Annotated in this window: 25 protein-coding genes and 1 pseudogene; 8 read left to right on the top strand and 18 right to left on the bottom strand. The window is 66.3% G+C overall.

Translation table 11 applies throughout. The features are described from left to right. Window positions 1-2: 2 nt before the first annotated feature. Complete coding sequence (locus SBI67_RS12740; protein WP_318980903.1) at window positions 3-1112, bottom strand: 2-oxo acid dehydrogenase subunit E2; 1110 nt, start codon at window positions 1110-1112, stop codon at window positions 3-5. Window position 1113: 1 nt separating this feature from the next. Beyond that, window positions 1114-3453, bottom strand: a complete 2340-nt coding sequence (locus tag SBI67_RS12745; protein WP_318980904.1) for a thiamine pyrophosphate-binding protein — start codon at window positions 3451-3453, stop codon at window positions 1114-1116. Window positions 3454-3704: 251 nt separating this feature from the next. Between SBI67_RS12745 and SBI67_RS12750 the strand changes: the two genes are divergently transcribed. The 3 genes from SBI67_RS12750 (at window position 3705) to SBI67_RS12760 (ending at window position 6985) form a co-directional block, all read left to right on the top strand. Then, the gene (locus SBI67_RS12750) at window positions 3705-4202 is read left to right on the top strand and encodes an Lrp/AsnC family transcriptional regulator (protein ID WP_318980905.1); all 498 of its coding nucleotides are present in this window, start codon (window positions 3705-3707) and stop codon (window positions 4200-4202) included. A 203-nt stretch (window positions 4203-4405) separates the two neighbouring features. Next, window positions 4406-5953, top strand: coding sequence for an AMP-binding protein (locus SBI67_RS12755; protein ID WP_318980906.1), 1548 nt, complete (start codon window positions 4406-4408; stop codon window positions 5951-5953). Window positions 5954-6325: 372 nt separating this feature from the next. Next, on the top strand, window positions 6326-6985 hold the full coding sequence (locus SBI67_RS12760) for a sigma-70 family RNA polymerase sigma factor (RefSeq protein ID WP_318980907.1): 660 nt from the start codon (window positions 6326-6328) through the stop codon (window positions 6983-6985). Here SBI67_RS12760 and SBI67_RS12765 read toward each other — a convergent pair. Next, window positions 6973-7782 (bottom strand): annotated as a pseudogene (locus SBI67_RS12765) (class I SAM-dependent methyltransferase). The gene SBI67_RS12760 and the pseudogene SBI67_RS12765 sit on opposite strands and share 13 nt — an antisense overlap. Window positions 7783-8020: 238 nt before the next feature. Between SBI67_RS12765 and SBI67_RS12770 the strand changes: the two are divergent. Together SBI67_RS12770 and SBI67_RS12775 are read left to right on the top strand one after the other, a co-directional pair. Then, window positions 8021-8410, top strand: coding sequence for a PPOX class F420-dependent oxidoreductase (locus SBI67_RS12770; protein WP_318980908.1), 390 nt, complete (start codon window positions 8021-8023; stop codon window positions 8408-8410). Window positions 8411-8415: 5 nt separating this feature from the next. After that, entirely contained in the window at window positions 8416-8715 is a 300-nt protein-coding gene (locus SBI67_RS12775) for a thiamine-binding protein (protein WP_318980909.1), read from the top strand. A 46-nt stretch (window positions 8716-8761) separates the two neighbouring features. On the opposite strand, the gene SBI67_RS12780 is transcribed toward SBI67_RS12775, so the two are convergent. Further along, window positions 8762-9061: a hypothetical protein gene (locus SBI67_RS12780; protein WP_318980910.1), complete on the bottom strand. Its 300-nt coding sequence runs from the start codon at window positions 9059-9061 to the stop codon at window positions 8762-8764. Between the two features lie 223 nt (window positions 9062-9284). Between SBI67_RS12780 and SBI67_RS12785 the strand changes: the two genes are divergently transcribed. Continuing rightward, window positions 9285-11117, top strand: a complete 1833-nt coding sequence (locus tag SBI67_RS12785; RefSeq protein ID WP_318980911.1) for an acyl-CoA dehydrogenase — start codon at window positions 9285-9287, stop codon at window positions 11115-11117. A 63-nt stretch (window positions 11118-11180) separates the two neighbouring features. Further along, window positions 11181-11897, top strand: coding sequence for a type II toxin-antitoxin system VapC family toxin (locus SBI67_RS12790; RefSeq protein WP_318980912.1), 717 nt, complete (start codon window positions 11181-11183; stop codon window positions 11895-11897). Here the strand turns inward: SBI67_RS12790 and SBI67_RS12795 are convergent, their stop codons facing one another. The 12 genes from SBI67_RS12795 to SBI67_RS12850 all read right to left on the bottom strand — a co-directional run bounded on the left by SBI67_RS12795 (window position 11898) and on the right by SBI67_RS12850 (window position 23517). Then, the gene (locus SBI67_RS12795; protein ID WP_318980913.1) at window positions 11898-12836 is read right to left on the bottom strand and encodes a LysR family transcriptional regulator; all 939 of its coding nucleotides are present in this window, start codon (window positions 12834-12836) and stop codon (window positions 11898-11900) included. A gap of 71 nt (window positions 12837-12907) precedes the next feature. Beyond that, window positions 12908-14674, bottom strand: coding sequence for an MOSC domain-containing protein (locus SBI67_RS12800; protein WP_318980914.1), 1767 nt, complete (start codon window positions 14672-14674; stop codon window positions 12908-12910). 123 nt (window positions 14675-14797) lie between these two features. After that, window positions 14798-15433 (bottom strand): pyridoxamine 5'-phosphate oxidase family protein, encoded by a 636-nt coding sequence (locus SBI67_RS12805; RefSeq protein WP_318980915.1) that lies wholly within the window; start codon window positions 15431-15433, stop codon window positions 14798-14800. A gap of 42 nt (window positions 15434-15475) precedes the next feature. Then, a complete protein-coding gene (locus SBI67_RS12810) occupies window positions 15476-16342 on the bottom strand; it encodes an alpha/beta fold hydrolase (protein ID WP_413232484.1) in 867 nt (288 codons plus the stop codon). A gap of 137 nt (window positions 16343-16479) precedes the next feature. Continuing rightward, the gene (gene rbsD, locus SBI67_RS12815; protein ID WP_318980917.1) at window positions 16480-16872 is read right to left on the bottom strand and encodes a D-ribose pyranase; all 393 of its coding nucleotides are present in this window, start codon (window positions 16870-16872) and stop codon (window positions 16480-16482) included. Next, a complete protein-coding gene (locus SBI67_RS12820; RefSeq protein WP_318980918.1) occupies window positions 16869-17792 on the bottom strand; it encodes a ribokinase in 924 nt (307 codons plus the stop codon). The genes rbsD and SBI67_RS12820 overlap by 4 nt, the downstream gene beginning before the upstream one ends. Further along, entirely contained in the window at window positions 17779-18564 is a 786-nt protein-coding gene (locus tag SBI67_RS12825) for an ATP-binding cassette domain-containing protein (RefSeq protein WP_318980919.1), read from the bottom strand. Before SBI67_RS12825 ends, SBI67_RS12820 begins: the two co-directional genes overlap by 14 nt. An 11-nt stretch (window positions 18565-18575) precedes the next feature. Further along, window positions 18576-19544 (bottom strand): ABC transporter permease, encoded by a 969-nt coding sequence (locus SBI67_RS12830; protein ID WP_318980920.1) that lies wholly within the window; start codon window positions 19542-19544, stop codon window positions 18576-18578. Further along, window positions 19544-20578, bottom strand: coding sequence for a sugar ABC transporter substrate-binding protein (locus tag SBI67_RS12835; RefSeq protein ID WP_024454462.1), 1035 nt, complete (start codon window positions 20576-20578; stop codon window positions 19544-19546). The genes SBI67_RS12830 and SBI67_RS12835 overlap by 1 nt, the downstream gene beginning before the upstream one ends. A gap of 70 nt (window positions 20579-20648) precedes the next feature. After that, the gene (locus tag SBI67_RS12840) at window positions 20649-21695 is read right to left on the bottom strand and encodes a LacI family DNA-binding transcriptional regulator (RefSeq protein ID WP_318980921.1); all 1047 of its coding nucleotides are present in this window, start codon (window positions 21693-21695) and stop codon (window positions 20649-20651) included. 212 nt (window positions 21696-21907) lie between these two features. Then, window positions 21908-22849 (bottom strand): carbohydrate kinase family protein, encoded by a 942-nt coding sequence (locus SBI67_RS12845; protein WP_318980922.1) that lies wholly within the window; start codon window positions 22847-22849, stop codon window positions 21908-21910. Beyond that, window positions 22846-23517 (bottom strand): class II aldolase/adducin family protein, encoded by a 672-nt coding sequence (locus SBI67_RS12850; RefSeq protein WP_318980923.1) that lies wholly within the window; start codon window positions 23515-23517, stop codon window positions 22846-22848. Before SBI67_RS12850 ends, SBI67_RS12845 begins: the two co-directional genes overlap by 4 nt. Window positions 23518-23573: 56 nt before the next feature. Here SBI67_RS12850 and SBI67_RS12855 point away from each other — a divergent pair, with 56 nt between their 5' ends. Further along, window positions 23574-24212: a TetR/AcrR family transcriptional regulator gene (locus tag SBI67_RS12855; protein ID WP_318981324.1), complete on the top strand. Its 639-nt coding sequence runs from the start codon at window positions 23574-23576 to the stop codon at window positions 24210-24212. Here SBI67_RS12855 and SBI67_RS12860 read toward each other — a convergent pair whose 3' ends face one another. Next, window positions 24213-24599 (bottom strand): hypothetical protein, encoded by a 387-nt coding sequence (locus SBI67_RS12860; RefSeq protein WP_318980924.1) that lies wholly within the window; start codon window positions 24597-24599, stop codon window positions 24213-24215. It lies immediately after the preceding gene. 101 nt (window positions 24600-24700) lie between these two features. After that, the gene (gene mraY / locus SBI67_RS12865; RefSeq protein WP_318980925.1) at window positions 24701-25780 is read right to left on the bottom strand and encodes a phospho-N-acetylmuramoyl-pentapeptide-transferase; all 1080 of its coding nucleotides are present in this window, start codon (window positions 25778-25780) and stop codon (window positions 24701-24703) included. Window positions 25781-25790: the final 10 nt, after the last annotated feature.

Here is a 25790-nt window from a genome sequence, read left to right on the forward strand (position 1 = left end):
CTTCAGCGATGGGCGGCGGTGGTGGATTCCGACTCCAATCGCGTCCGGACCGAGGTCAGGTAACGCGCGGCGTCGGCTCCGTCGATCAGCCGGTGGTCATAGGTCAGGGACAGGTACGCCATGGGCCGGATACGGATGAGCAGGGCACCATCGGAGTCCCGTTCAGGCACAAGCCGATCGGTCACAGCACCGACGCCCAGAATGGCGGATTGCGGCTGGTTGATGATCGGAGTGTCGAACAATGCCCCTCGACTCCCCGTATTGGTGATGGTGAAGGTGCCACCGCTCAGATCGTCCGGTGCGATCGATCCGTCGCGCACGGCGGCGGCCGCCGATGCGATGGCCGTAGCCATCTGGACGACGCCCCGGTGCTGCGCGTCACGGATGACCGGCACCATGAGGCCCTTCGGGCTGTCCACCGCCATGCCCAGATGCACTGAACCGTGGTAGGTCACCTCAGAACAATCGGCGTTCACCGTGGCGTTGATGACGGGGTGCTCGGCCAGCGCATCGACCGCGGCCGCGGCGATGAAGGGCAGATAGGACAGCCGAGCACCGGTCCGCTCGTGAAACTGCTGTTTCATCTCCGCGCGCCGAATCGCGACCAGCGTGAGGTCGGCTTCGACGACCGTGGTCAGTTGTGCTGCGGTCTGCAGAGATTCGACCATCCGGCGCGCGATCGTGCGGCGAATGCGCGGGAGCTTCTCCACCCTGTCGACCCCGGCACCAACGTCGGATTGTGCCGGACATTCAGGTGTGGGGCTTGCCGCTTGCGCCGGCGCCGAGGCGGAATCGGGTACCGGTCGCGGCGGCACCGGCACCGGCACCTCCGGCACCTCCGGCGTCTCGTCTGCAGACGCCGCGATACCGAGCCTCGCGACGACGGCACCCACCGCCACGACGGCATCCTCGGATTCGACGATCTGCATGAGGATCCCGGCTGCGGGAGCCGGAATCTCGGTGTCGACCTTGTCGGTGGCCACTTCGAGCAGTGCCTCGTCCGGTTCTACGGGATCACCCACGGCCTTGAGCCATCGGGTGATGGTCGCCTCCGTGACACCTTCGCCCAGCCCGGGCAACCGCACCACAATCTCACTGTCGGCTGTGCTCATGTCACACCGTCCCCACCAGATCGAGCGCCGCACCGACGATGCTGTCGGTGTCGATGCCGTGATACCGATACACGTCCTCCAACGAGCCGACCTGACCGAATCTGCGCACGCCCAGCTGAATTCCCGCGACGCCGTTGACCGCGGGAAGAAACGCCAGGGTGTGCGGGTGGCCGTCGAGCACGGTCAGCATCGGCGCGGCCCGGCCCGCCGGGAACAGCTGATCAAGAATCCATGTCGGTCCGTCACCGCGTCCCTGTCGCGCCTGCAACGCCTCGAACAACAAGCCGGGACTGGTGACGCAGACAACGTCGGCCCCGACACCCTGCTGGGCGAGCCGGTCGGCAGCCGCCAGGGTCTCGGTCATCAACGCGCCCATCCCGACCAGCGTCAGCGCCGGATGGGCGGCCCTGCGCAGCACGTATCCCCCAGCCAGGACGTGGCGGCGGCGGCGTTCCCGCCCCGCCGCGTCCTCCGGGACCGCGGCCAGTGACTGATCCACCGGTCGGGTCGACAAGCGGATATAGGCCGACGTGCCGTCGGGACGGCCGAGGCGGCCTATGCACGACAGCAGCGTCCATTCGACGTCGATGGCGAACGCCGGTTCGTAGCTGACGCAGCCGGGCTGTTCCAAGCCGATGGAGGGCGTCTTGATGGACTGGTGGGCGCCGCCTTCTGCGGCCAACGTCACCCCGGACGGGGTGCCGACCAGGATCGACTGGCCGCCCGCATAAATCCCGTACGACCACGGTTCCAACGCACGCTCGACGAACGGGTCGTACAGCACGCCGATGGGCAGCAACGGTTGTCCCCACCGGCTCCAGGTGGCGCCGAGCTCCCCCATCAGCCCCACCAAATTGGTCTCGGCGATGCCCAGTTCCATGTGCTGACCGCTCGGCCGTTCGCGCCAGTGCATGATGGTTTCGGGATCGTCGTCGAACCAGTTACGCCGTTCGCTCGGAGACCAGACACCGACCTTGTTCAGCCAACCGGCCAGATTCGTCGTGGAGCTCACATCGGGGCTGACGGTCACCACCCGTTTGGCGGCCTCCGGCGCCTGCCGACTCAAATCGAGCAGTGCGCGCCCCAATGCGGCTTGAGTGGTCGCGGTACCCGAAGGAGTGCGGCCCAGGTCGCCGGGTATCGGCGGTGGGGTCATCATCTGTATCGGTTCACGTTTGAGGCGCAACCCCGTCTGCACGCAGAGCCGGCCCGCCGGGGTGTCGGGATCGAAACGTGGCCAGGGATCGTCGACATCGACGCCGAGTTCGGTGGCCAGCTGTTCGTACTGTTCGGCGGTGAGCAACGAGGAGTGGTTCTGCGGATGGCCCTGAGTCGGGAGCCCTCGGCCCTTGATCGTGTAGGCGATGATCGCCGTCGGGCGCGTGTCGTCGATCTGCCCGTACGCCGCGCGCAACGCGGAAAGATCGTGACCACCGAGGTTACGGATCGCCTGGAGCAAGTCGGCATCCTCCAGCTCAGCCACCAGAGCGGTGATGGCCGGCGCCTCGGTACCCGACCCCGGCAGGCGCTGACGGAGTTCGTCTGCGCCGCAACGCAACAGTCGCTGATACTCCGGATTGGGCATGTCCAGAATCCTGTTGCGCAACGCGGCACCACCCGGACGGGCGAACAGTGATTCCAGCAGGGCGCCGAACTTGACCGTGATGACCTGCCAGCCCGCGGCGGTGAACATGGCTTCCAACCGTCCGGCGGCGATATTGGGCACCACCCGGTCCAGCGACTGCCGGTTGAGGTCGATGATCCAGACGATCTCGCCCAAGTCGGCGACCGACGGGTCCAGGATCGCCTCCCACACCGCACCTTCGTCCAACTCCGCGTCGCCGACCAGCGAGTATTGCCTGCCCCTGCCGACCGCACCGATCTGGGTGTCGACGTAGCGGCGCGCGATCGCACCCCAGATCGGCGCGGTGGCACCGATTCCCACCGATCCGGTCGAGTAGTCGACCGGATCGGGATCTTTGGTGCGGCTGGGGTAGGACTGTAGACCGCCGAACTCGCGCAGCCTGGGCAGATAGGAGGCGTCGAGTTCACCGATGAGGTAGTTGATCGCGTGCAGAACCGGCGAGGCGTGCGGTTTGACCGACACCCGGTCGCCGGGCTGCAGCTGTTCGAACCACAGCGACGTCATGATCGACACCATGGAGGCGCTGGACGCCTGGTGCCCGCCCACCTTCATGCCGCTGGTGTTGGGTCGAATCCTGTTGGCGTGGTGAATGATCGCGGTCGACAACCAGAGCACCCGCTGTTCGATCTCGGGAAGCGGCGTCGCGGTTGTGTCGACATGGTGGGCGGTGTTGTGCACTGCGACGTGGCCGGGCATCGAGCATCCTTGTCGGTGAGCGAGGGGCGGAAACGGTGTCGCTGCACTGGACTCAGGTCGTGAGTCTGCGAACCTGCTCGTCCCGGAACCCTGGATAAGGGACCCGACATCATGGTGACGAATCGTCAGCCGAGGTACGGTTCGCTCGTGCAAAAAGTCATCTTGAGTGGACCATCGGCGCCACGTATGCGCAATAAGCACCGGGACGGATATGCAATCTGCTCATCGGCCGGCACTCGAGTGTCGTCGGGATGGGCATTGTGACAAACAAAGCGCGTGTCGACGCGATCGATGCCAGGATCATCAAGGCGCTCAACGACGATCCGCGGGCCACCGTGATCGCCCTCGCCGACGTCACCAGACTGTCCCGCAATACCGTGCAAGCCCGGCTGAGCAAGCTGGAAAGCCAAGGCGTATTGCGGTCGCTCGAACGCCGGATCGATCCCGCCGCCCTCGGATACCCGCTCACCGCGTTCATCCTGACCCGGGTGACTCAGCGCAAACTGGCCAGCATCGCCGCGTCCCTCGAGCAGGTCCCCGAGGTGATCGAAGTGCACGGGTTGGCCGGCGTGACCGACTTGATGGTCCATGTGGTGGCGCGGGAAGCCGATGATCTCTACCGGATTGCCGGACAGATCCTGGACATCGACGGCGTCGAGCAGACCACCACGTCACTGGTGATGCGCAAACTGGTCGATTACCGGATCACCCCGCTGCTCGACGACCTCATCGACCGAACCAGAAGCTGATCGATCTGCCCACCGACGAACGCCCGCCACTCGGCGGTGGGGGCAGATTGCACGAGATCGCCGACGTCCGTTGACTGAAGACGTGCGACGGTGTTCACTCGGCTGCACTCCAGCCGGTCCTGCACCGGTCGGTGCCGACACCATCGATCCCGAGGAGCGACGCCGCGATGAACACCAGTGGCCCCTTACTGCAACCTCCGTCGATGAGTTACGAACCGTTGACACCCACCGCATACCTCGACCGGGCGGCCAGCTGTCATGGAGACCGGCTCGCCGTGGTCGACGGCGAACACCAATGGACGTACGCCGAGCTCCACCAACGGTCCGCACAGCTCGCCGGGGCACTGGCGAAGCTGTCGGCGGGCCGGCCCGTCGCAGTGTTGGCACCGAACTCACATGTTCTGCTGGAATCCCATTTCGGCGTGCCATGGTCCGGTTCCCCACTCATCGCACTCAACACCCGGCTCTCGGCAACCGAGATCGCCTACATGCTCGACCATTCTCAGACATCCGTACTCGTCTACGACCCGGTTCACGCAGAGGTCATCGAACGCGTGCACGCCCAGATGAGCACTCCACCCATCCTGGTGTGCGCCGACGATGACCAGCACGGTGACTACGAGCAGATGCTGACAGCAGCCTCGCCGGTACGGCGCACACCGAGAGACGAGATGGAGCTGCTGTCCGTCAACTACACATCGGGGACTACGGGAAAACCCAAGGGCGTCATGTACTCCCATCGCGGCGCGTATCTGCAGGCGTTGGCCATGGTCGGTCACACCGGATTGTCCCCCTCCTCGGTCTTTCTCTGGACACTCCCGATGTTTCACTGCAACGGATGGTGCTTCCCATGGGCCGTCACAGCCGCGGCCGGCACCCATGTGTGCTTGCGCAAGGTCGACGCCTCCGAGATCTGGCGATTGATCCGCGAGCGGGGTGTCACTCACCTCAACGGCGCTCCGACGTTGCTGTCCATGCTGGCGTACGCGGACGAGGCCGACACCATCGAGGGCGTGCCGGTTCGGGTTGCCACCGGCGGCGCACCGCCCTCGCCGGCGATCCTGCGACGCATGACGGCACTCGGCTTCGACATCACACATCTCTACGGGTTGACGGAAACCTATGGGCCTGCCGCTATCTGTGACTGGCGCCCCGAATGGGATGGGCTCGATGTCGACGCACGCGCAAAGATGAAAGCCCGGCAGGGCGTCGCGAACATGATCTCCTGCGATATTCGCGTTCTCGACGACGACGGCACCGACGTGCCGGCGGACGGCATCAGCATTGGCGAGATCGCATTGCGCGGAAACAACGTGATGCTCGGGTACTTGCACGACCCCGAAGCCACCGAATCGGCGGCACCAGACGGCTGGTTCAGAACCGGTGACCTGGGTGTGCGCCATCCCGACGGATACATCGAACTACGCGATCGCAGCAAAGACGTGATCATCTCGGGTGGAGAGAACATCGCCTCGGTGGAGGTCGAGCAAGCGATCATGGAGCACCCCGCCGTCCTCGACGTTGCGGTCATCGGCGTGCCGGATGCTCAGTGGGGCGAGGTGCCGGCCGCCCACGTCGCACTCAAGCCCGGCTGTGCGGCGACGGCCGATGACATCATCGATCACGTGCGTTCCACCATCGCGCGTTTCAAAGCGCCCAAGCACGTCATTTTCGGTGACCTACCAAAGACATCCACCGGCAAGACGCAGAAGTACCTCTTGCGCGAACGCGCCCGGCAACGGCAGGGATAGGTCGCGTCCGCGCGCCATCCAGTCCCCCGGGTCCCGGCCGACGCCCCAGTTGGGCGCGGCATCCGCTGACCGGGTTAGCCCGTCGCTCCAGCACCGATAGTCGGTCGGTCATCGCCCCCTTGCCTGGGGCCGCCACATGCCATCCGGCAGCTCAGTCGGTTCATTCTCGGTCAATTGTGCTGTTGCACAACGTGTTCGACCTGCTCATGGGGGTGTGAAGGTAATCAAGACCACACGACGGAGCGCCCCGAATTCATCCTACGTTTGAGACACTCATGTGACGCGCCGACGGTGAGCACGCACTCCCGGCGTCCATAACCGATCAATCAACCCGCATCGAGCCGGCGCTTCGATGCCGCAGCCGGACAAGGAATGACGATGCCCATGAACCCAGTGGCTGCTGCACCCTCCATCACCACCGAGAACGGCTCCGCGGCAAACCCTACGGAACGCTTCGCACGGGAGGTACTGCCTTACGCCTACGCCCTGCTTCGAAAAGCACGCCAGCTGACCCGCAATGACGCCGACGCCGAGGACCTCACCCAGGAGACGCTCTTGCGGGCCTATGCCGGGTTCGAACGGCTGCGTCCCGACAGCAATGTCCGCGCCTGGCTCTATCGCATCCAGACCAACACGTGGATCAGCAATCACCGTGCCCGCCTCTGCCGTCCGACGGAAAGCCTGACCGGCCGCATCAGCGACGATCAGCTGGCACACGACTGGCCGTGCGGCTCAGCGGTCTGCGCATCAGCCGAGATCGACGCGCTCGATCATCTACCGCACGATCAGGTCACGGCTGCACTGCGCCACATCGACGAGGCACAGCGTACCGTTGTCTACCTTGCCGACGTAGAAGGCTTGCCCTACAAGACCATTGCCCAGATGACCGGGATGCCCCTGGGCACGGTGATGTCGCGAATCCACCGCGGCCGCCGAGCATTGCGTGGCCTGCTCCGCGATTACGCCCAGGGCTGCGGTTACCTTCCCAGACCACAGACGTCTGTCAACGTGCAACCCGGTCAGAACGCGTAGCGCAAAATCCGCGCCTTGCGCGCCCCCGTCCTGGTCCGCCCCATCAACTTCGTCGCGCTGCGTATCCACCCTGGAAAGAGGGCGACTTCCGGCTGGTGCGCCAGACTCGCCTCCTCGACCAACGTCATCCGCGGATTCCAGGTCTGCGGATGACGCGCATCTTTGAAACCGGCATAACCCCACTGGTTTCCGACATCCGAGAACATCTTCTGCGGGGCCATCTTCATCGCGACACGGCTGACCCAACCGATGCCGCCATAGTCGTTGAATGCCAGTTCGCCGGTACGGAAGGCCTGACGATCGTCTGTTCGGGTAAGAATGCGAACAGCCCGTCAGCGACCAGCATCGTCGGGCGATCGCCCGGGATGCCTTGTGTCCACCGTTCGTCGGCCAGGGAAACGGGCACCGAATGCACGTGTGGATGGGCCGGTAGAACTTCGCCGCGCACCGCAAGGATGGCCGGCAGGTCCACGTTGTACCAGTCCACCGATTCCGGGGGGCCGACCCGGTAGAAACGGCTGTCGAGGCCCCCCCAGATCGACGACGACGGCGCCTGGGTGTCGTTGCACGAATCGGCGTATCCGGTCGTCGAGCATCTTGGCGCGCAGCGCCGTTTGGCAGACCACGCCGGCCTGCACGCCGAGACCGGCAAAGTCGTAGTCGATCTTGCCCACCACGTCGTCGGCGAGCGCGTCCCCCAGGATCGGTTGCTGCCAGCGACTGTCGAGCGCCCTGGCGTACACGGTGAGCAGCGCCGTCCGTTCGACGGGACTCAGTTCGGCCGTGGTGACCCCCATGACGGCGAAGATACACCAGATCTGGCGTTGAACGATTCGCGCAAAGCGTTCAGCCCCTTGCGTTTACGCGCTTTGAATGACCATCCGGTCGTTCTCGGCGCGTGGCGTGGTGACGTATCGCGGCCGGACGTCGGAGCGACCCGAGGTCCGGCTGCCGATACGGTGCGCCGATGCGCGTTGGGGCACACGCGCGGTAGAAATGCGTACAGATGGCACCGACCGCACCGAGAGGATCACCATGCCCACCGTCCCCGAGGGTTATGAATCGCTGCTCGTTCGCCCGTTGTACGGGCATCTCGCCACCGTGCGTCCCGACGGCACGCCGCAGGTGAATGCGATGTGGTTCGCCTGGGATGGCGAGGTGCTGCGCTTCACGCACACCACCAAGCGGCAGAAGTACCGCAACGTGACCGCCAATCCCGCGGTGGCGATGTCGGTGATCGATCCCGACAACCCGTACCGCTTCTTGGAGGTCCGTGGCGTCGTGGAGGAGATTGTCCCCGACCCGACGGGGGCGTTCTATCTACAGCTCAACGATCGCTACGACGGGCCGCTGACCGAACCACCCGCCGACAAGGCCGATCGGGTGATCTTGGTGGTGCGCCCGACCGCGTTCAGCAAGCAGTAGCCGCCATGCTGGTGGCATTCAGTGTCAGCCCGTCAGGCGGGGACGAGGACGGCAGTGTCGGCGCAGCCGTCGCCGAAGCGGTCAGGGTGGTCCGGGCATCGGGCCTGCCCAATGAAACCAATGCCATGTTCACCAACATCGAGGGTGAGTGGGACGAGGTGATGGCGGTGGTCAAGCAGGCCGTGGAGGCCGTGGTCGCGGTCGCGCCCAGGGTGAGCCTGGTACTCAAGGCAGATATCCGGCCCGGTCACCGTGGACAGCTGACGGCGAAGGTGCAACGTATCGAGGATGCTTTGCGGGACTGAGCGAATGGGCTTGCCGGCATCGATCGGACCGCGCCGGCGGGCAGGCTCAGCGCCCGTGGCCTCCACCGCCACCGGCATGGCCTGCTCCGGCGTTGTACCCCGGCGACGCGACTTCTGCTTCGGTCAACTGATATGGCGGATCGAACAGACTGGGGTTGTTCAGCGAGGAAACGACGTCACCCATAGTGCCCTGCGGGATGCCCAGCGCAGCCGAGGTGTTGTCGGTCGGTGGCACGCACGTTCCGTCGAACGCCACTTCCCCGTTGGAGCAGGTCAGGTCATCGGCGTAGGCGACGGCGGCCGGCAGGCCGACGACCGCCAAACCGGTGGCGAGTGCGGCGGCCACGGCAGACCGTCGAACACTCCGCGCGATCGCTGTGTACATGGCGCACCCACTCTCTGTCCTGGTTGGTGCCACTCGGCGGTGCGAGCTTATCGCCGATGGCGTCGCGCAGGGCAGCAGTGACGAAAGTCATAGAACGGGCGACCAGGAATCCTCCGGTTCCGTAACCGTAGGTTGACCGACCTACGGTTGCGTACCCCCGTCGGCGCAGCGAATCGTGTCGCGGGTGAGCCACTACATCGCCAATCTTCGCGACGTGACCTTCAACCTGTTCGAGTTGCTGCCCATCGCCGAGGCCCTGGACGCCGGCGGTTATGGCGATCTCGACGTCGACACCACGCGCGCGATGCTGGACGAGGTCGCGCGCCTGGCCGAAGACGTCATCGCCGACTCCTTCGTCGATGGCGATCGCCATCCCCCGGTGTTCCTGCCCGACGAGCACCGCATCACCGTCCCCGACCCGCTGGCCAAGACGGTGCAGATCGTGAAGGACGCCCAGTGGTGGCGAGTGGGGCTCGACGAGCGCGCCGGGGGCACTCCGGCACCGGCGGCACTGGTCTGGGCGATCCAAGAGATGGTCATCTGCGCCAACCCGTCGGCGATGTTCTTCTACGGTCTGGGCCCGGCGATGGCGCACACGCTGGCCGAGGTGGGTACCGACGAGCAACGGCACTGGGCGCGCGCGGCGATGGACAAGGGTTGGTCGGCGACGATGGTGCTGACCGAAGCCGATGCCGGGTCCGATGTGGGGGCCGGCCGGACCAAGGCGATCGCGCAGGACGACGGCACGTGGCATATCGAGGGCGTCAAACGGTTCATCTCCGGCGGCGATGTCGGTGAGACCGCCGAGAACGTGTTCCACCTGGTCCTGGCGCGGCCGGAGGGCGCCGGACCCGGCACCAAGGGCTTGAGCCTGTTCTTCGTGCCCAACTTCTTGTTCGACTCCGACACCCTCGAGCTGGGCGAGCGCAACGGTGTGTTCGTGACGGGCGTGGAACACAAGATGGGGATCAAGTCCTCACCCACATGTGAGGTCAGCTTCGGCCTGCACGGCACCCCCGCGGTCGGCTACCTGGTCGGCGACGTGCACAACGGCATCGCCCAGATGTTCAAGGTCATCGAGAACGCCCGGATGACGGTCGGGGTGAAGGCGGCCGGAACCCTGTCGACCGGATATCTCAACGCGCTCGCCTACGCCAAGGAGCGTATCCAGGGACCCGACCTGACCCAGATGGCCGACAAGACCGCACCGCGGGTCGCCATCATCGAACATCCTGATGTCCGGCGCAGCCTGATGACGCAGAAGGCCTACGCCGAGGGATTGCGCTCGCTGTACCTCTACACCGCCGCGTACCAGGATCCCGATGTGGCGCAGCTGGTTTCGGGAGCCGACCCTGATCTGGCGCACCGCGTCGAGGACCTGTTGCTGCCCATCGTCAAGGGGGTGGGCTCCGAGCGGGCGTACGAGATGCTCTCCGAATCGCTGCAAACGCTCGGCGGCTCCGGGTTTCTGCAGGACTACCCGATCGAACAGTACGTCCGGGACGCCCGTATCGACGCCCTCTACGAGGGCACGACGGCCATCCAGTCCCTGGACTTCTTCTTCCGGAAGATCATCAAGGACCAGGGGTCGGCCCTGGCGCACGTCTCCCAGCAGATCTCGGCGACGATCGACACGGCCGACGCCCGACTGGCTGCGCAGATCGACCGTCTGGCAGCGGCAATGGCCGATGTGCAAGCCATGGCCGCCGCACTGACCGGCTATCTCATGGCGGCCCAGGACAACCCCGAGCAGCTGTACAAGGTGGGCCTGAGCTCGGTGCGCTTCCTGATGGCGGTCGGGGACCTGCTGATCGGCTGGCGGTTGTTGGTGTCGGCGGACAAGGCACTACAGGCACTCGAAAAGGGCCCCGCGGAACGGGACCGGCCCTTCTACACCGGCAAGGTCGCGGTCGCCACGTTCTTCGCCGAGAACATGCTGCCGTTGCTGGCCTCGGTGCGTTCGGTGATCGAGTCCGTCAACACCGACATCATGGAACTCGAGCCGGAGGCTTTCTGAGCGCGCTTGTGATCACACTCGGAAAGATTCCCCGCAGACCACATCTTTTCCTAGGGTGTACCCGTGGAGTGGGAGTTCGAGGCCGAGGTCTTCCAGTGGCGTGGCCCCGCACCGTACTTCTTCGTCGCCACCCCAGCCCATGTCGATGATTTCTTGCACGCCCATCACGGCGAGCTGACCTACGGCTGGGGAGTGATCCCGGCGCACGTGCGCATCGGAGAGACCGAGGTGACCACATCGCTGATCCCGAAGGACGGCGGGTATCTGGTACCGCTGAAGATCGCGCTACGCCGCCCGGAAGGCGTCGACGACGGCGATCACGTGCGAGTACGGCTGACGGTGGGCCACCAGGACACCGGTGAACCGACGGCAGAGCGCTTGAACACTTTCGTCATCGACGCACCGGTAGCCATCACCCTTGCCGCTGACGACGTGACCATTGCGCCCACACGCAACCTGACCGCACCGACGCTGCTGCGCTCGCAGGTACTGGCCCTGGTGTACGACTCGGTTCGCCGCCAAGAGATCGACGAAGCGGCCGGCCGTCGGCTGCTCGAGGGAGTGCGTCGACTCGGTATCCGGTTTCTCGGTGACCGATCACTGGAAGACCACGCATGGCGCCTGGCAACAGAATTGAACTGGCCCGACGTCCACCAAGCCCAGTACGTCGCGCTGACCCAACTGCAGGCCGACGCGTTGGTGACCGCCGACGAGGAGCTGGCGGCGGTCGCGGCTGCTCACGTCAGAACCGCCTCCGTCGCCGATATCCTGCGAGGATGATCAGGCCGTGTGGTGGCGGAGATGGTCCGGTTGGGTGACCCAACCCGGCGGCACGTCGACCGACAAGGCCAGGTCGACGAAGCGGCCCACCGCCGCGCTCGCCGCCCGGATCGGACACCACTGCAAGGTGTAGGGCACGTACAGCTCCGGCGAGACGGGAATCATCGGGGTCGACATATGGTTTCCGGCAACAGATTTCGTCGTGAGGATCCAGTCGACTTCGTGTTGGGCCGCCCAGCGGCAAGCGGACAGGTCGGTGTCGGCGAGCTCCGCCGTCGGCGGTGCCACGCCAGCGGCCTCCAACACCTGGCGTAGCGCCAACGCCCACGCCGGGAACAGTGCCGCACTGTGCAGCCCCAGGGTTTCGCCCGCCAACTCGGTCAGGTCGATCCGATGTCGGGCGGCCAGTCGATGGTCGGGACGCAACGACACGAACAGTGGTTCCGCGCAGAAGATTTCGCTGATGATCCCCGGCGGGTCCGGAACCTTTGCACAGGTGATCGCCAGGTCCAGTTCACCATCGATATCGGCGACGGTCCGTTCCAGGTCCGGTAACCACATCCGGCGAACCGTCACGTCGACGTCGGGAGCCAGCGCTTTGAAGGCCGCCGCGAGATGCGGCGCCAAGATGGGTGCGACCGGCGGTGTGATGCCGATCCGGACACGTCCGGCGCCACCCTCGGCGATCCGCCGTACCGCGGCGGTTGCTCCCTCCACCGAGTCGATGATGAACTTGGCGCGGCCCAGCAGTTCGGTGCCGGCTTGGGTCAGCGCCACCCGTCGTGTGGTTCTGGTCAGCAGCGTCGCGCCGAGCTCGCGTTCCAGCCGTCGTACCAAGTCGCTGAGCGTTGGTTGGCCGATGTGCAACTTCTCCGCCGCGCGCCCGAAATGCAATTCGGTCCCCACGGCGACGAAGGCCTCCAACTGACGAAACTCCACCGGCCGATCATACGATTGGCGGTGGGTGCCCGGACGCCCCTCTGCCGCAGCCGGTTTGCCCTTTCGGACGGTCAGAGGTCCACCACGATCGGTTCGGCGGGTTTCGCGATGCATAGCAACACATTTCCCGGCGCGGGCGGCTCCAGCGGGTCCAGGTCGTAGCTGACCTGTCCGGCGAGCAGCCCCGTCTCGCACGTGTGGCACACCCCGGTACGGCACGACCAGCGGGTCGGTACGTCGCACGCTTCGGCGAATTCCAGGATGCTGGCGTAAGAAGGATCCCACGGCGCGGACAAGCCGCTTCTGGCGAACGCGATGGTCGGTCCCGGCCCGGCCGGGCCGTCGGGTAGGTGCGGTGGCCTGACCTCCCCGTCTCCCGCGATACCGGGTGTGATCGCCGAACGGGCGCCGAACGTCTCGGCGTGAATCTTCGCCGGGTCCAGCCCGTAGGTCTTCAGCGCGGCGCCCAACCGTTCCATGAAGGTCGCGGTTCCACAGATGAATGCCGACGCATCGCGGGGCAGGTGCAGCGCCGACATGGCGTCCGGGTCGAGATGACCTTGCTGGTCGAAGTCGATGCCGATGCGGTCCGTGGCCAGCGGGCGGCTGTAGAACACCCGTGCCCGACTGTTCGGCAGCTGATCGAGCAGTGCTCTGGTCTCCGCTGCAAAGGGATGTTCATCGCCGTTGCGGGCGCCGTGCAGCCACCACACGGTCCGGGTCGGCTCGGTGTCCCGAAGCCGATGCAGCATAGCGAGAACCGGCGTCACCCCGACGCCGGCAGACAGCAGCAGGATCGGTTCGGCACCGGCCGTCAGGCAGAAGGAGCCGCGTGGGGCCGCGACGTCGACGACATCACCCACATCGAGATGCTCGTGGACGTAGGTGCTCACCGTGCCGGCGGATTCCCGCTTGACGGCGATGCGGTAACCGCTCGTCCCTGGGCCGTTGGACAGCGAGTAGTTGCGCACCAGCGGTGTCCGGTGCGCCCCGGCCGGCAGCCGTAACGTGATGGATTGGCCCGCCGCCCACTCGGGTAGCGGTGTGCCGTCGGGATCCACCAACAGCAGCGAACGCACCTGCCGGCTCTCGGCATGGGTTGCGGCGACGCGCAACGGCCGGAACCCAGGCCACTCGGGTGCACGCACCGGCACTCCGGTCAACCCGCTGTTGCCGAGCACCTCCGTCGTCCCGGTCGCCTGGTCGAGCAGGCTCTGCAGGGACTGCTGCCAACCGGGGCTCAACGCTGGGATCCGAAGGGCCCGCCGCACATCGTCAGGGGAATGTCCCGGCAGGTACAACAACGCATCCATGGCGGCAACGGTGACGCCTTCGGGCCCGTCACCGACCTTGACGATCTCCTGTCCCGCCTCGATCTCGCCTTCGGTGAGCACCCGGCAATAGAAGCCGGTGCGGTGATGCGCCACGAGTAACGCGGCCATCCTCGGCTCACCGATACGCAGACCGGCGCGGTAACACGTCACCCGGGGCTGGGTGACTTCGACGACGGCATCGCCGATGCGGTAACGATCACCGATGCACACCTCATCGTCGGACATGCCGTCCACGGTCAGATTCTCACCGAGCACGCCCGGGGCCAGATCGTCTCGTCCGAACTCGCGCGCCCAATGCTGATATGAGGCCACCTGGTACACCAGAACGGCGCGATTCTCACCACCGTGGCCGGCCGTGTCGCCCTGGCCATCACCGTCGATGTTGAGCCGACGCAGCATGCGCGGACCGCTGACCGGCTCCTTCCACGCCCCGGTGTGCACGGTGCGTCCGTTCCATGGAACGTCTTTGGGCATACCGACGTTCACCGACACCAGTGTGGCCACCTGCACCCCCTCGCTTGTGCTTCCCCGATTGTGCAATTTCATACGCCTCGCCGCGCGCGTCGCGGATGAAACCGCACAATCGTGTTGAAAGGAGGCCAGGTGGCCATGAGCGGTCGGCTCCGCTCAGTGCGCACCGGTGAGGCGGCGACGCAGCTCGGCGTTCTCGGCTTCCAGCGTTTCGATCCGGTCCTGCAGCCCGGCGAGGGCGGGCTCGAGCTCGGCGACGCTGAAGCGCGGGGTGATGTGTTGCGGGCAGTTCCAGTCGAATGCGTCGACGGACACCACAACGGAGCGTTCGACGACCGCGTCGTAGGCCGGATCGGCCAACGAGCGGGCCAACTCGGGGTTGGCCTCCGCCGAGGTGATGTGCGCGTGGCCGAAAAGCTTCAGACGCGTGCGCCGCGCATAGTCCACGGCGATGACGGCCACCCTGCCGTCACCGCTCAGATTGCCTGTGCTGATGTACTGCAGGTTGCCCCTGAAATCCGCCCACGCGATCGTGTGCTCGTCCAGGACGCGCACGAATCCTTTCGGGCCGCCGCGGAATTGCACGTACGGCCAGCCGGTTTGACTGACCGTGGCCAGGTAGAAGCTGTCTCGCTCGCGCAGGAATTCCTGCTCGTGATCGGTCAGGGGATCCGACCCGGCGGACACGCCGCCGGCGACCGCCTTGCGCCGGTAGAAGGTGTCGCTGCCGTGTTCACTTTGAGCATGCTGGACGTCGTCGGTGAACGCGATGGCCGGGTAGTGCTTGCTCATGACCCACTCCTTGGCGTGGCTGCAGGCCACTCACGTTACGGATCACAACCTTCCCATGAAGTCGCGAATGTAGCCGCTGATTTCCTCGCCATGGGTCTCCAGGGCGAAATGGCCCGCATCGAGCAGGTGGAACTCACCATTGGGCAGGTCACGCTTGAAGGCCTCGGCGCCCGCGGCGCCGAAGATCTCGTCGTTCCTTCCCCACGTCACCAGCAGCGGCGGCTGATGGGTGCGGAAGTACTCCTGAAACTTGGGGTAGCCGTCCAGGTTGAACTGGTAGTCCCAGAACAACTGGAGTTGGATGGCATCGTTGCCCTTGCGGTCCAATCCGGCCTGGTCGAGCAGCCACGTCTCGGGGGCGATGCGGTCCAAGCGGTCGGCGGGCACACCGTGGGTGTACTGCCAGTGGGTCTTCTCGGCGGTGAAGTAGTCACGGACGGCGTCTTCGTTGGCGGCCCGGTCCTTGGCGTGGGCGAACAAGATGTCCCAGAACGGGGTGAAGCCCTCCATGTAGGCATTGCCGCTCTGGGTGATGATGGCGGTGATCCGTTCGGGGCGGGTGCTGGCGATCCGCAACCCGATCGGTGCACCGTAGTCGTGGATGTAGATCGCGAACGTGTCCAGGCCCAGGTGCGTGATGAGCTTCTCGGTGATCTCGGTCAATCGATCGAAGCTGTAGGTGAATTGGTTGACCGACGGCATCGAGGACTGCCCGAACCCGATGTGGTCGGGTGCGACCAGGTGGAAGCTGTCCGAGAGTGAGGTGATCAAGTTCCGGAACATGTGCGAGCTCGACGGAAACCCGTGCAACAGAAGTAGTGTGGGCTTGGACCTGTCGCCGGCTTCACGGTAGAAGACGTCGAGCCCGTCGATCTTTGCGGTGTGGTAGCGCGTGCCGAAGACGGACATCGTGGCCTTTCGTTGCATGACGGTGACTCGCTCCACCTTGCAGCCCGGGCGCGTCTCGAAAAAGGGGTGATTTCCGAACTCAGTGATCGCCGATCGCGATGAATCGGTCGAGTCGTCATGACGATGTACCGAGACGGTCACCCGAAGGCGACACCCGCCCGGCACAACACGTTGGCATAGAAGGTGTCCTCACCGGTGCGCACCGCGAACGTCACATCGAGCACCTGCGCCTTGAACAACTCGTGCTCGATCGGGTCGGGTGCCAGACCCAGGTCCTGCAGATGCCGGTGCACGTGCGGGCTGACGGTGAGCACGTCCCGCGATACCCAGCTGTGTTCGACCACCACCTCGGAAAGTACCGCCGTCGTCACGTCGGTGAACGAGGCCTGCCCGTACCGGTAGCCCAGATCGATACACGGGGTCGCCGGCGCGAGCGGCAGCCCCGCATCGCAGATGACGAACGTGTCGGTGTGCCGCAGCCCGGCAAGCCGCCGGGCCAGCTCGGCGTGGATGATGCCGGTACGCTTCATGATCGGTACTCCTGGCTGACACGGCTCAGTGTAGATAGGTCGGCATAGGATTCTTGGGCGCCGAGCGCTCGCACGGCCAGCGCGCCGGCCACGATGCCCCATCGGCATGCGGTGACCAATGGCTCGCCCAGACTCAGCCGGGCGACGGTGACCCCGACGAACGCATCACCGGCGCCGGTGGTATCGACGACCGTCGACGGCAGGGCCGGCAAGAAGGTCGTGTGCCCTTCGGCGTCGGTGACCACGGCTCCCGCCGCGCCGCGCGTCGTCACGACCGCCCCGACGCCGCGTCCGCGCAGCAGCTCGTGGGCGGCCACGATGCCGTCGTCGTCGACGGCCACCGAAATGTCTGCCACGACGGCCAATTCGTGCTCGTTGACCACGAGCACATCGCAGCGGGCCAACAGCCGATCCGGTAACGCCGCCGCCGGTGCGGCGTTGAGGACGAACCTGCCAGAGGTCCGCTCGGCGACGGCGACCACCGCTTCGAGGGGAATTTCCAATTGACACAACACGATATCTGCTGCGCCGATGAGGTCCGGCAGCGCGTTGACGGCCCAGCTCGCGTTGGCCCCGGGCACCACGATGATGGTGTTGTCACCCTCGGCGACGGTGATCCACGCCGTACCGGTGGGTGTCGACGGTGCCACCGCGACGTATGCCGTATTCACGCCGTGCTCGGTCAGGTGTTTCTTCGCGTCGACGCCGTCCCTGTCATCGCCGATGGTCGCAACCATCGCCACCGATGCACCGGCCAGGGCCGCGGCGACGGCCTGGTTGGCTCCCTTGCCGCCGACCCCGGACGCGATCGCCGTGCCGGTTACGGTCTCCCCCGGTGCCGGAAATCGGGTTGCGGTGACGACATGGTCGACGTTGACCGAGCCCGCCACGACGATCGGCGCCGCCTCAGGCATCGGCATCGCCGGCGATGGCACCCGTGATGAGCCCGACCAGTTCCCCACCGGTGGTCTCGGACATGGCGCGGTGCGCCGCGGTGCGGCCCCGCCGCAGGATCCACGCCGAATCAGCCACGCGCATCACCTGATCCATGTCGTGACTGACCAGCAGCACGGTGACACCGTTCGAGCGCAGCCGCCCGATCAGCTTCTCGACCGCCGCGGTCTCGCGTACGCCGAGGGCCGCGGTCGGCTCGTCCATGATGACAAGTGTCGTGCCCCAGTTGGCGGCCCTGGCGATGGCCACGCTCTGCCGTTGTCCGCCCGACATGTGCCGCACCGTGGCCCGCACGTCGGGAACGTTGACGTCGAGATCGGCCAGGATGGTCGCGCTCTTGGCGATCATCTGCTTCTTGTCCAGCACCCGCAGTGGCACCACGCCACGGGTGAGTTCCCGGTTCAGGAACAGGTTCTGCCACACCTGGAGATCCTCGATCAACCCCAGATCTTGGAACACCGTCTCGATGCCGAGATGACGCGCGTCATCGGGTGACCCGAGCGTGATGGGCTCGCCACGGAAGCGGATCTCGCCCTCGTCCGGGGTGTGCACGCCGGTCAGGCACCGGACCAGGGTCGACTTTCCGGCGCCGTTGTCGCCCAGCAGCGCCGTGACGGTGCCCTGCGTGATGGTCAGGTCGATGCCCTGCAGGGCGCGGACGGCATCGAATGATTTTGTCAGTCCACGGATCTCGACCAACGCCGGTCCGTCGCCACGCCGTTTGGTGACGTCATTCATGACAGAGGTCCTCATTTCTGGAATCTGGAGATGAACGCCGCGCCGAGGACGACCGCACCGACCGCCACCGGCTGGTAGTTCTGCGAGATGCCGATGAGCGTGAACCCGTTGATGAGGCTCGTGAGCAGGATCGCCCCGACCGCCGAACCGAGCACCGACGCGCGGCCACCGAACAGGCTGGAGCCGCCCAGGACCACCGCGGCGATGGACGACAGCAGCAGATCGGTCTGCAGGCTGGGGTCCGCGCCGCCGGTGCGGGCCACCAGCAGCACCCCGGCCACACCGCAGGCCAGCCCGGACAGCACGTAGGCCAGCATCCGGGTGCGCGTGACGTGAATACCCGTGCCGCGGGCGGCCTCTCGGTTGCCACCGGTGGCCAGCAGGTGGGTGCCGGTCTTGGTTTGGAACAACAGGAACGCCGTGAGGATGGCCACCATGATGGCCACCAGCCAGAACCACCGCAGCGGCCCGATGCCGTCGAGCGCGAAGCTCTGCAGCACCGGTGACGACACGGCCACGGTGTTGCCCCCGGTGAGCAGCAGCGTCGCACCGCTGACCACCGACAGCGTGCCCAGCGTGACGATGAAATCGGTCATGTTGAGCCGCGCCACGAGCACCCCGTTGAGAAAACCGACCACCACTCCGGCCACGAGTGCCAGGAGTATCGACAGCCCGAGGTTGACACCGTGGGTGCTGGCGAATCCGAGGATGGCGGCGGTCCACGGCAGGTTCGACCCGACCGACAAATCGATGCCGGCCACGGCGATGACCATCTGCTGGCCCATGGCCAGCACCATCAGGATCGACGCCGAGACCAGCAAATCGGTGAGATTGGCGACGGTCAAGAAGTTGGGTGTGGCGATGAAGAATACGACGAAGACGACGGCCAGGCCGATGGGCGCGGCATAGCGTGCCGCGCCCGCGACCGTGAGTTTGCGCCGCCGCACCGCCTGCGGCGGCGCCAGGGTGTCAGCGGTCATCACTTCCCGCCGGTGATCGGATTGTCGAAGGGCTGGAACGGCTGCGGGAAAGCGGCCATCGCCTTGTCCACATTGGACTTGTCGATCAGTTGGATCGGCGCGACGACGCGTTCGGGAACCGGCTTCTTGGCGACCAGGTTGACGCAGGCCTGTACCGCCAATTGTCCTTCTGCGTAAGGATATTGGCTGATCGTTCCGGACAGCGTGCCGTCCTTGACCGCTTGCAGCGCCGCGGTGATGCCGTCGACGGAGATGATGGAGATCTGCCCGGACTTGCCGGCGTTCTTGACCGCCTGGGCGGCGCCCAGCCCCATCGTGTCGTTCGCGGCGAAGATGCCGGTGATGCTCGGGTGCGCGCGCAGCAGATCCTGGGTGACGGTGAGCGCGAGGTTCTGGTCGTAGTCGGCTGGTTGGGTCGCAACGATCTGCAGCTTGCCCTGGGTGGCCTCGGTGAAGCCCTTCAGACGGTTGATGCCGTTCTGCTCCCCCGCAATCCCTTGCAGCACCGCGACGTCACCGTGTCCGCCCATATCGGCCATCAATGCCTCCCCGGCCTGCTTACCGGCTGCGAGATTGTCCGAACCGATGAACGAGGCGTACGACACCCCGGCTGCCTTGGATGCCTCCGCATCGATCTGCGTGTCCAGGTTGAGGATCGGAATGCCCTTCTTGGCGACCGGTACCAGCGGTGTGATGACGTTGGTGGCGTTGACCGGGACGACTCCGAAGCAGTTGAAGTCCTGGGCGGCCATCGTCGAGATCTTGGTGTTCTCACCGGCCGAGTCGGTCTCGGAGCTGCCCGCCTGCACGGTGACTTCCACGCCCTGCTTCTTACCCTCGGCGATGGCACCGTCGCGCAGCGCCGCCCAGTACGGGTTGGTGAAGTCCCGCGTGACGATCGCGATACGCGCGCCACTGCTCGAATTGCTTTCGCTCGGCGTGCGATTGCAACCGACAGTGGTGATCGCCAGGGCGCCGCACAGCACGGCGGCCAGGGTGGCGCGACGTTGCGCCACACCGAAGGGATTGATCATTGTGCTTCCTTTCAACGTCGGGTCTCCCCGGTGGAGACCCGGTGCCGGATGAGGTTCTGTACAGACGGGGTCAGGCGGCTCCGCCGGTGGATGCGGGACCACAGGAGCCGCGGCGCACCAGCTGGCACGCCGGCTGGGAGCCCACCGCCGGCTCCCCCGCCAACAGCGCCAGCATCGCGTCGACGGCGGCGCACGCCAGCGCGACGATGGGCTGAGCGATGGCCGTCAAGGGGGGATCGAAGAGGTCGAACCAGGGGGCATCGTCGAATCCGATCAGGGACACGTCGCGGGGCACCTGCAATCCCGCCGACCGCAATCCCTTGAGAGCCCCGACCGCCATCAACCCGTCGGCGGCGAAGATCGCGGTCGGCGGCTGTCTCCGGGCCAGCAATTGTGCAGTCGCCGTGGCACCGCTGTCCTGCCGGAAGTCGCCTTCGGCCACGGTGATCGACCGGCGCGGCACTCCCCTGCGCACCAGGGCGTCCATCAGGAGATCTCGTCTTTCCTGGCCCACTTGCGTCTGCAGCGGAGGGGCGATGATCCCGATCCGCCGATGACCGAGGCCGGTCAGGAGCTCGGCGACCTCGTCGAGAGCTTCGCGCGCATCGCTGCGCACGATCGGAGACTGGGCCAGATGCTTGGTCGCCGCGTCGCGGGAGTTCAGGGCCACCGGCCGGTCCAGCAGGACGATCCGGGCGCGCGTGGCTCCGGCCTGGCGAAGACCGGGTGTCATGGCGGCAGTGGGGACGACGATGACCCCGTCCACCCGCCGACCGGCGAGCAACGCGGACAGATAGTCGTCCTGACGATCGGGATCCTCGTCGCTGTTGCACAGCACCAACGAGTAGCGGTGACGTGCGGCGGCACGCTGAATCTCGCCGGCCAGATCGGCGAAGAACGGGTTGGCGACATCGCTGACGATCAGCCCGATGCTGCGCGTCGAGTCGGTGCGCAGCGCCTGGGCCCCGACATGCGGCCGATAACCCATCTCCTCGGCGATGCGGGTGACCCGTTCCCGGGTGGCGGCGGAGATGCGGGTGCTGCCTGACAGCGCCAGCGACACGGTGGCCGCAGTGACGCCGGCCCGTGCGGCGACGTCCTGCATCCTGACCGCCATGTGCACCTCGCCTGTTTAATCGATTAAGCACAGAGAGAGTGACACAGGTCTCACCTGGAGTCAATACGTCGCACAGGGGGCACTATGACGAGTGCCGGCGACTATGGTCGGTTTCGACAGGAGCCGGCGGCGTTAAACAGACGTCGCGTTGCCGCTCCCTGGCGCGTGCCAGACAACGCCCGCCGGCACTGCTGCGCAACGGTTTTCGTGCGTCATGATCCGCTCGGTCGAGTCGGCGTAGCGGCGGCGAACTCGTCGGCCGTGTCCAGGGTGAAATCACCGTGGTCGCTGCCGAGTCCCTGGGCCACCAGCGCAGCCACGGCGCTGCCCAGCCGCGCGGCCGCCAGCGGCGGCCGGCCCGCACCGATGCCGTAGAGGAAGCCCGCCGAGAACGCGTCACCACAGCCGGTGGTGTCGACGACCGGCACGTCGTGCGCCGGGATGTGGCAGCTGGTGTGCCCGTCGAACAGCACCGCCCCGTCGGCGCCGTCGGTGGCGGCAACCATGCCGACACCGGCGTCGAGGAGAATGCGGCAGCCCTCGGCCAGGTCGGCGCCGCCAGTGAAGCCGATGACCTGCTCGGCGTTCGGTAAGAGATAGTCGCAGTGTGGCAGCGCCGCAGCGATCGCATCGAGGGCGCCAAGGGCACCCGGCGCGATCAGGTCGATGGAGGTGGTGGCGCCGTTGCCCTTGGCGTGCGCCAGGATTCGCGCGGCGCTCTCGGCGCCGATCAACTCGGGGCCGCCCAAGTGCAGGTGATCGGTATCGGCAACAGCATCCCATTCGACATCGTCGAGGGTGTAGCCGGGATTGGCGCCGAGCAGGTGCAGGCTCGGTCGCTCACCGTTACGCCCGATCGGCAGCACCGACATCGAGGTGGGCAGATCGGGCTTGCGGACGACGAGGGTGGTGTCGATGCCGGCGCGCCCGAGCAGTGTCAGCAGCAGCTCGCCGGTGGCGTCGGTGCCGATCGCGCCCGCGGTACGCACGGTGGCGCCCAGCTTGGCCAGGGTGAGCGCGGTGCCGGCGGCGGTGCCTGCCGCCGTCACGCGAATATCCTCCACCAGCGCGGTCTGCTGTCCGTCGGGGATGGCATCGACGGGGCGCACCAGCACGTCGAGGATGTGCGCGCCCATCGTGACGACCTTCATCATGGCTCCTCGGATAGGGATCGGGGCCGCCCGTAGTGCAGTCGTATGGCGCTGTCGATGACGGCGGATTGCTGGTCTGCAGAAAGGATTCGCGGCGTGCCGAGCGCACGCGCGTCGAGATAGACCGCGCAGGCCCACTCCAGCAGCAATGTGTGTTCGACGGCCTGCGTCAGGGTGGGACCGTGGGTGACCGCGCCGTGGTTGGCCATCAGCGCGGCGTTTCGTCCGGCGAGGGCGGTCGAGACGGCGTCGGCAAGCTCGCGGGAACCGAACGGATGAAACGGTGCGACCTTGGTGGCGCCGCCGAGCAAGAGTTGCTGGTAGTGCAGCACCGGCAGTTCGTCGAGCACGCAGGCCACCGCGGTGGACTTCGGAGCGTGGGTGTGTACCACCGCGCCGGTCTGCGGGTGGTGCCGGTAGATGTCAAGGTGCAGTTGCAGTTCCGAGGTGGGCACCAGTTCCCCATCGACGACGGAACCGTCGAGGTCGACAACGATCACCTGCTCGACGGTGATATCGGCCAGCCGGGCACCGGAGGCGGTGATCGCCACCCGATCACCGGCGCGCACGCTGATATTGCCGGCACTGCCGATCACCAGACCGGATGTGGCCAGCTGATGGCATGCCACCGCAATGTCCGCGCGTTCGACTGCGAGTTGCGCGGCGGCCACATCGGCAGCGTAGTACTAATCTGAATCAGATTCACGTTTATGGCGGCGAGGTGACGATGCACGGTTTGCAGATTCCCGAGGCGATGCTGCGACGGATCCCGCGCCAGGTCCGCAGCCGAGAACGCTTGGCGCATGTGTTGACCACCGCGGATCAGCTGTTGGCCATGGAAGGACCGGAGGCGCTGACAACCACGCGGGTAGCCGCCGAGGCCGGGATGTCGGTGGGCGCGGTCTACCAGTACCTGCCCGACCGGGACGCGATCATCGAGGCGCTGGCGACGTCGTACCTGGCGCGCATCGAGGTGACCATGGCATCGTTCGTCGCGGCCGCCACCGAGCAACGCTGGGCAGATCCGGTCGGTGCTCTGGTAGATGGGTTCGCCCAGGTGTACCGGTCCGAGACGGGGTTTCGGGCGCTGTGGTTCGGCCGGCACCTGACCGAAGCCACCCGCTCCGCCGACCGCGAGCACAAGAAACGGATGGCGGCGATGTTGAGGGAACTGGTGCTCGCCCAACGGCTGGTCATCGACGGTGCGCACCTGCCCGACGTCTGCCGGGCTGCTCACCTCATCGCCGACACCCTGCTACAGGAGGCCTTCCGGGCCGATCCCGAGGGGGACGCGGCCCTATTGCGGGAGGCCAAAACCGCGCTGCGTGGCTACCTGGCGGCGCTGGCCGCCCCAACCAGCCGGTGATCAGGGGTGTGTCAACCCGGGCAGGCAGTTGATGAACAGGATGCACGGCGGCGGCGGGGGCGGCGGCGGCCCGGGCGGGTTGCCGTTGAGCATGACCGGTTTGGTCAGCGGGGCGGCCGGATCGAAATGGAAGGTATGGCAGACATTCATGTCCCAGCCCGGGATGGCGTTCATGCCCGAACCGGGGCACCACAGCTGACCGCAATCGCCGTCGGCGTTACACGCGGGCAGCCCCTCGGGCGGCATACACGGTGGGACGTTCGCGTTCGACGGTGAACACTGCGGGACGGCGTAGGCGGGACTGGCCGTCAGCCCGACGGCCGCAGCGGTGAGACCGCCGGACAGGAGTGTCGCGGCCGCGGCCGCGGCGGCAAAGGATCTACTCATGGGCGCCCTTTCGACGACGCCGCGGTGCGGCGCTGGTGTACCGATCCCCGATACCGTGCGCCGGGTGGCTTGGCGGATTCTTGGTGGCCCAACAGGGGCGCTCAGGCGCCGACGGCGGCCCACCATTCACCGTAGAAAAGCGCGATACCGAGACCGCAGGCGATCGCGGTCACCAGCCAGAGCCGGATGGTCAGGGTGGTCTCCGGCCATCCCATCAGCTCGAAGTGGTGATGCAGCGGGGTCAAGCGAAAGACCCGACGTCCGGTGGTACGGAAGGCTGCAACCTGGATGACGACCGAGGTCACCTCGGCCACGAACAGTGCACCCACGATGATGGCCAGAGTCTCGGTACGACTGGTCACCGACAGCCCGGCGATGATTCCGCCCAGCGCGAGCGAACCGGTGTCCCCCATGATGATCCTGGCCGGGGCGGCGTTCCACCACAGGAACCCGATGCAGGCGCCGGCGGTCGCCGCGGCGATGATGGCCAAGTCGCGCGGGTCGCGGACGTGATAACAGCCGGCCGCCGCGGTGACCGCGCACGCGTTTCGGAACTGCCAGAAGGTGATCAGCACGTACGTCGCACTCACCATCGCCATCGCACCGGCAGCCAGACCATCCAGGCCGTCGGTGAGGTTGACCGCGTTCGACCACGCCGCGACGACGAACACGGAGAAGAGCACAAAGGCGGCGGGTCCCATTGTCCACTGGGCTATTTCGCGGACATGGGACAACTGAGTGCTGCCCGGGGTGAGGCCGTCGGAGTTGTGGAAGTGCAACGCGAGCACACCGAACAGGGCTCCCGCCACAACCTGACCCGCGGACTTGGCCCTCTTGTTCAAACCCAGATTTCGGCCGCGGCGCAATTTGACGTAGTCGTCGCCGAATCCAACCGCGCCGAGCGCGGTGGCCAGCCCGAGGACCAGCAGACCGGACGCCGACGGGCCTGACATTCCGAAACCGAGACCGATCAGGTTCGTACTCAGATAACTTGCCCAGATAGCGGCGAGGATGCCGATCCCGCCCACCGTGGGTGTGCCACTCTTGCGTTGATGGGTCTGCGGGGCGTCGTCGCGGATCTGCTGGCCCACACCCAAGCGGACAAACACCCCGATCAGCACGGGCGTCAGAAGCAGCGCGACGGCCAGAGCGACACCAGCGGCAGTGAGAATGTGGGTCATCTGCCGGTAC

The organism is Mycolicibacterium chengduense, from assembly GCF_033741155.1.
GTDB lineage: Bacteria > Actinomycetota > Actinomycetes > Mycobacteriales > Mycobacteriaceae > Mycobacterium.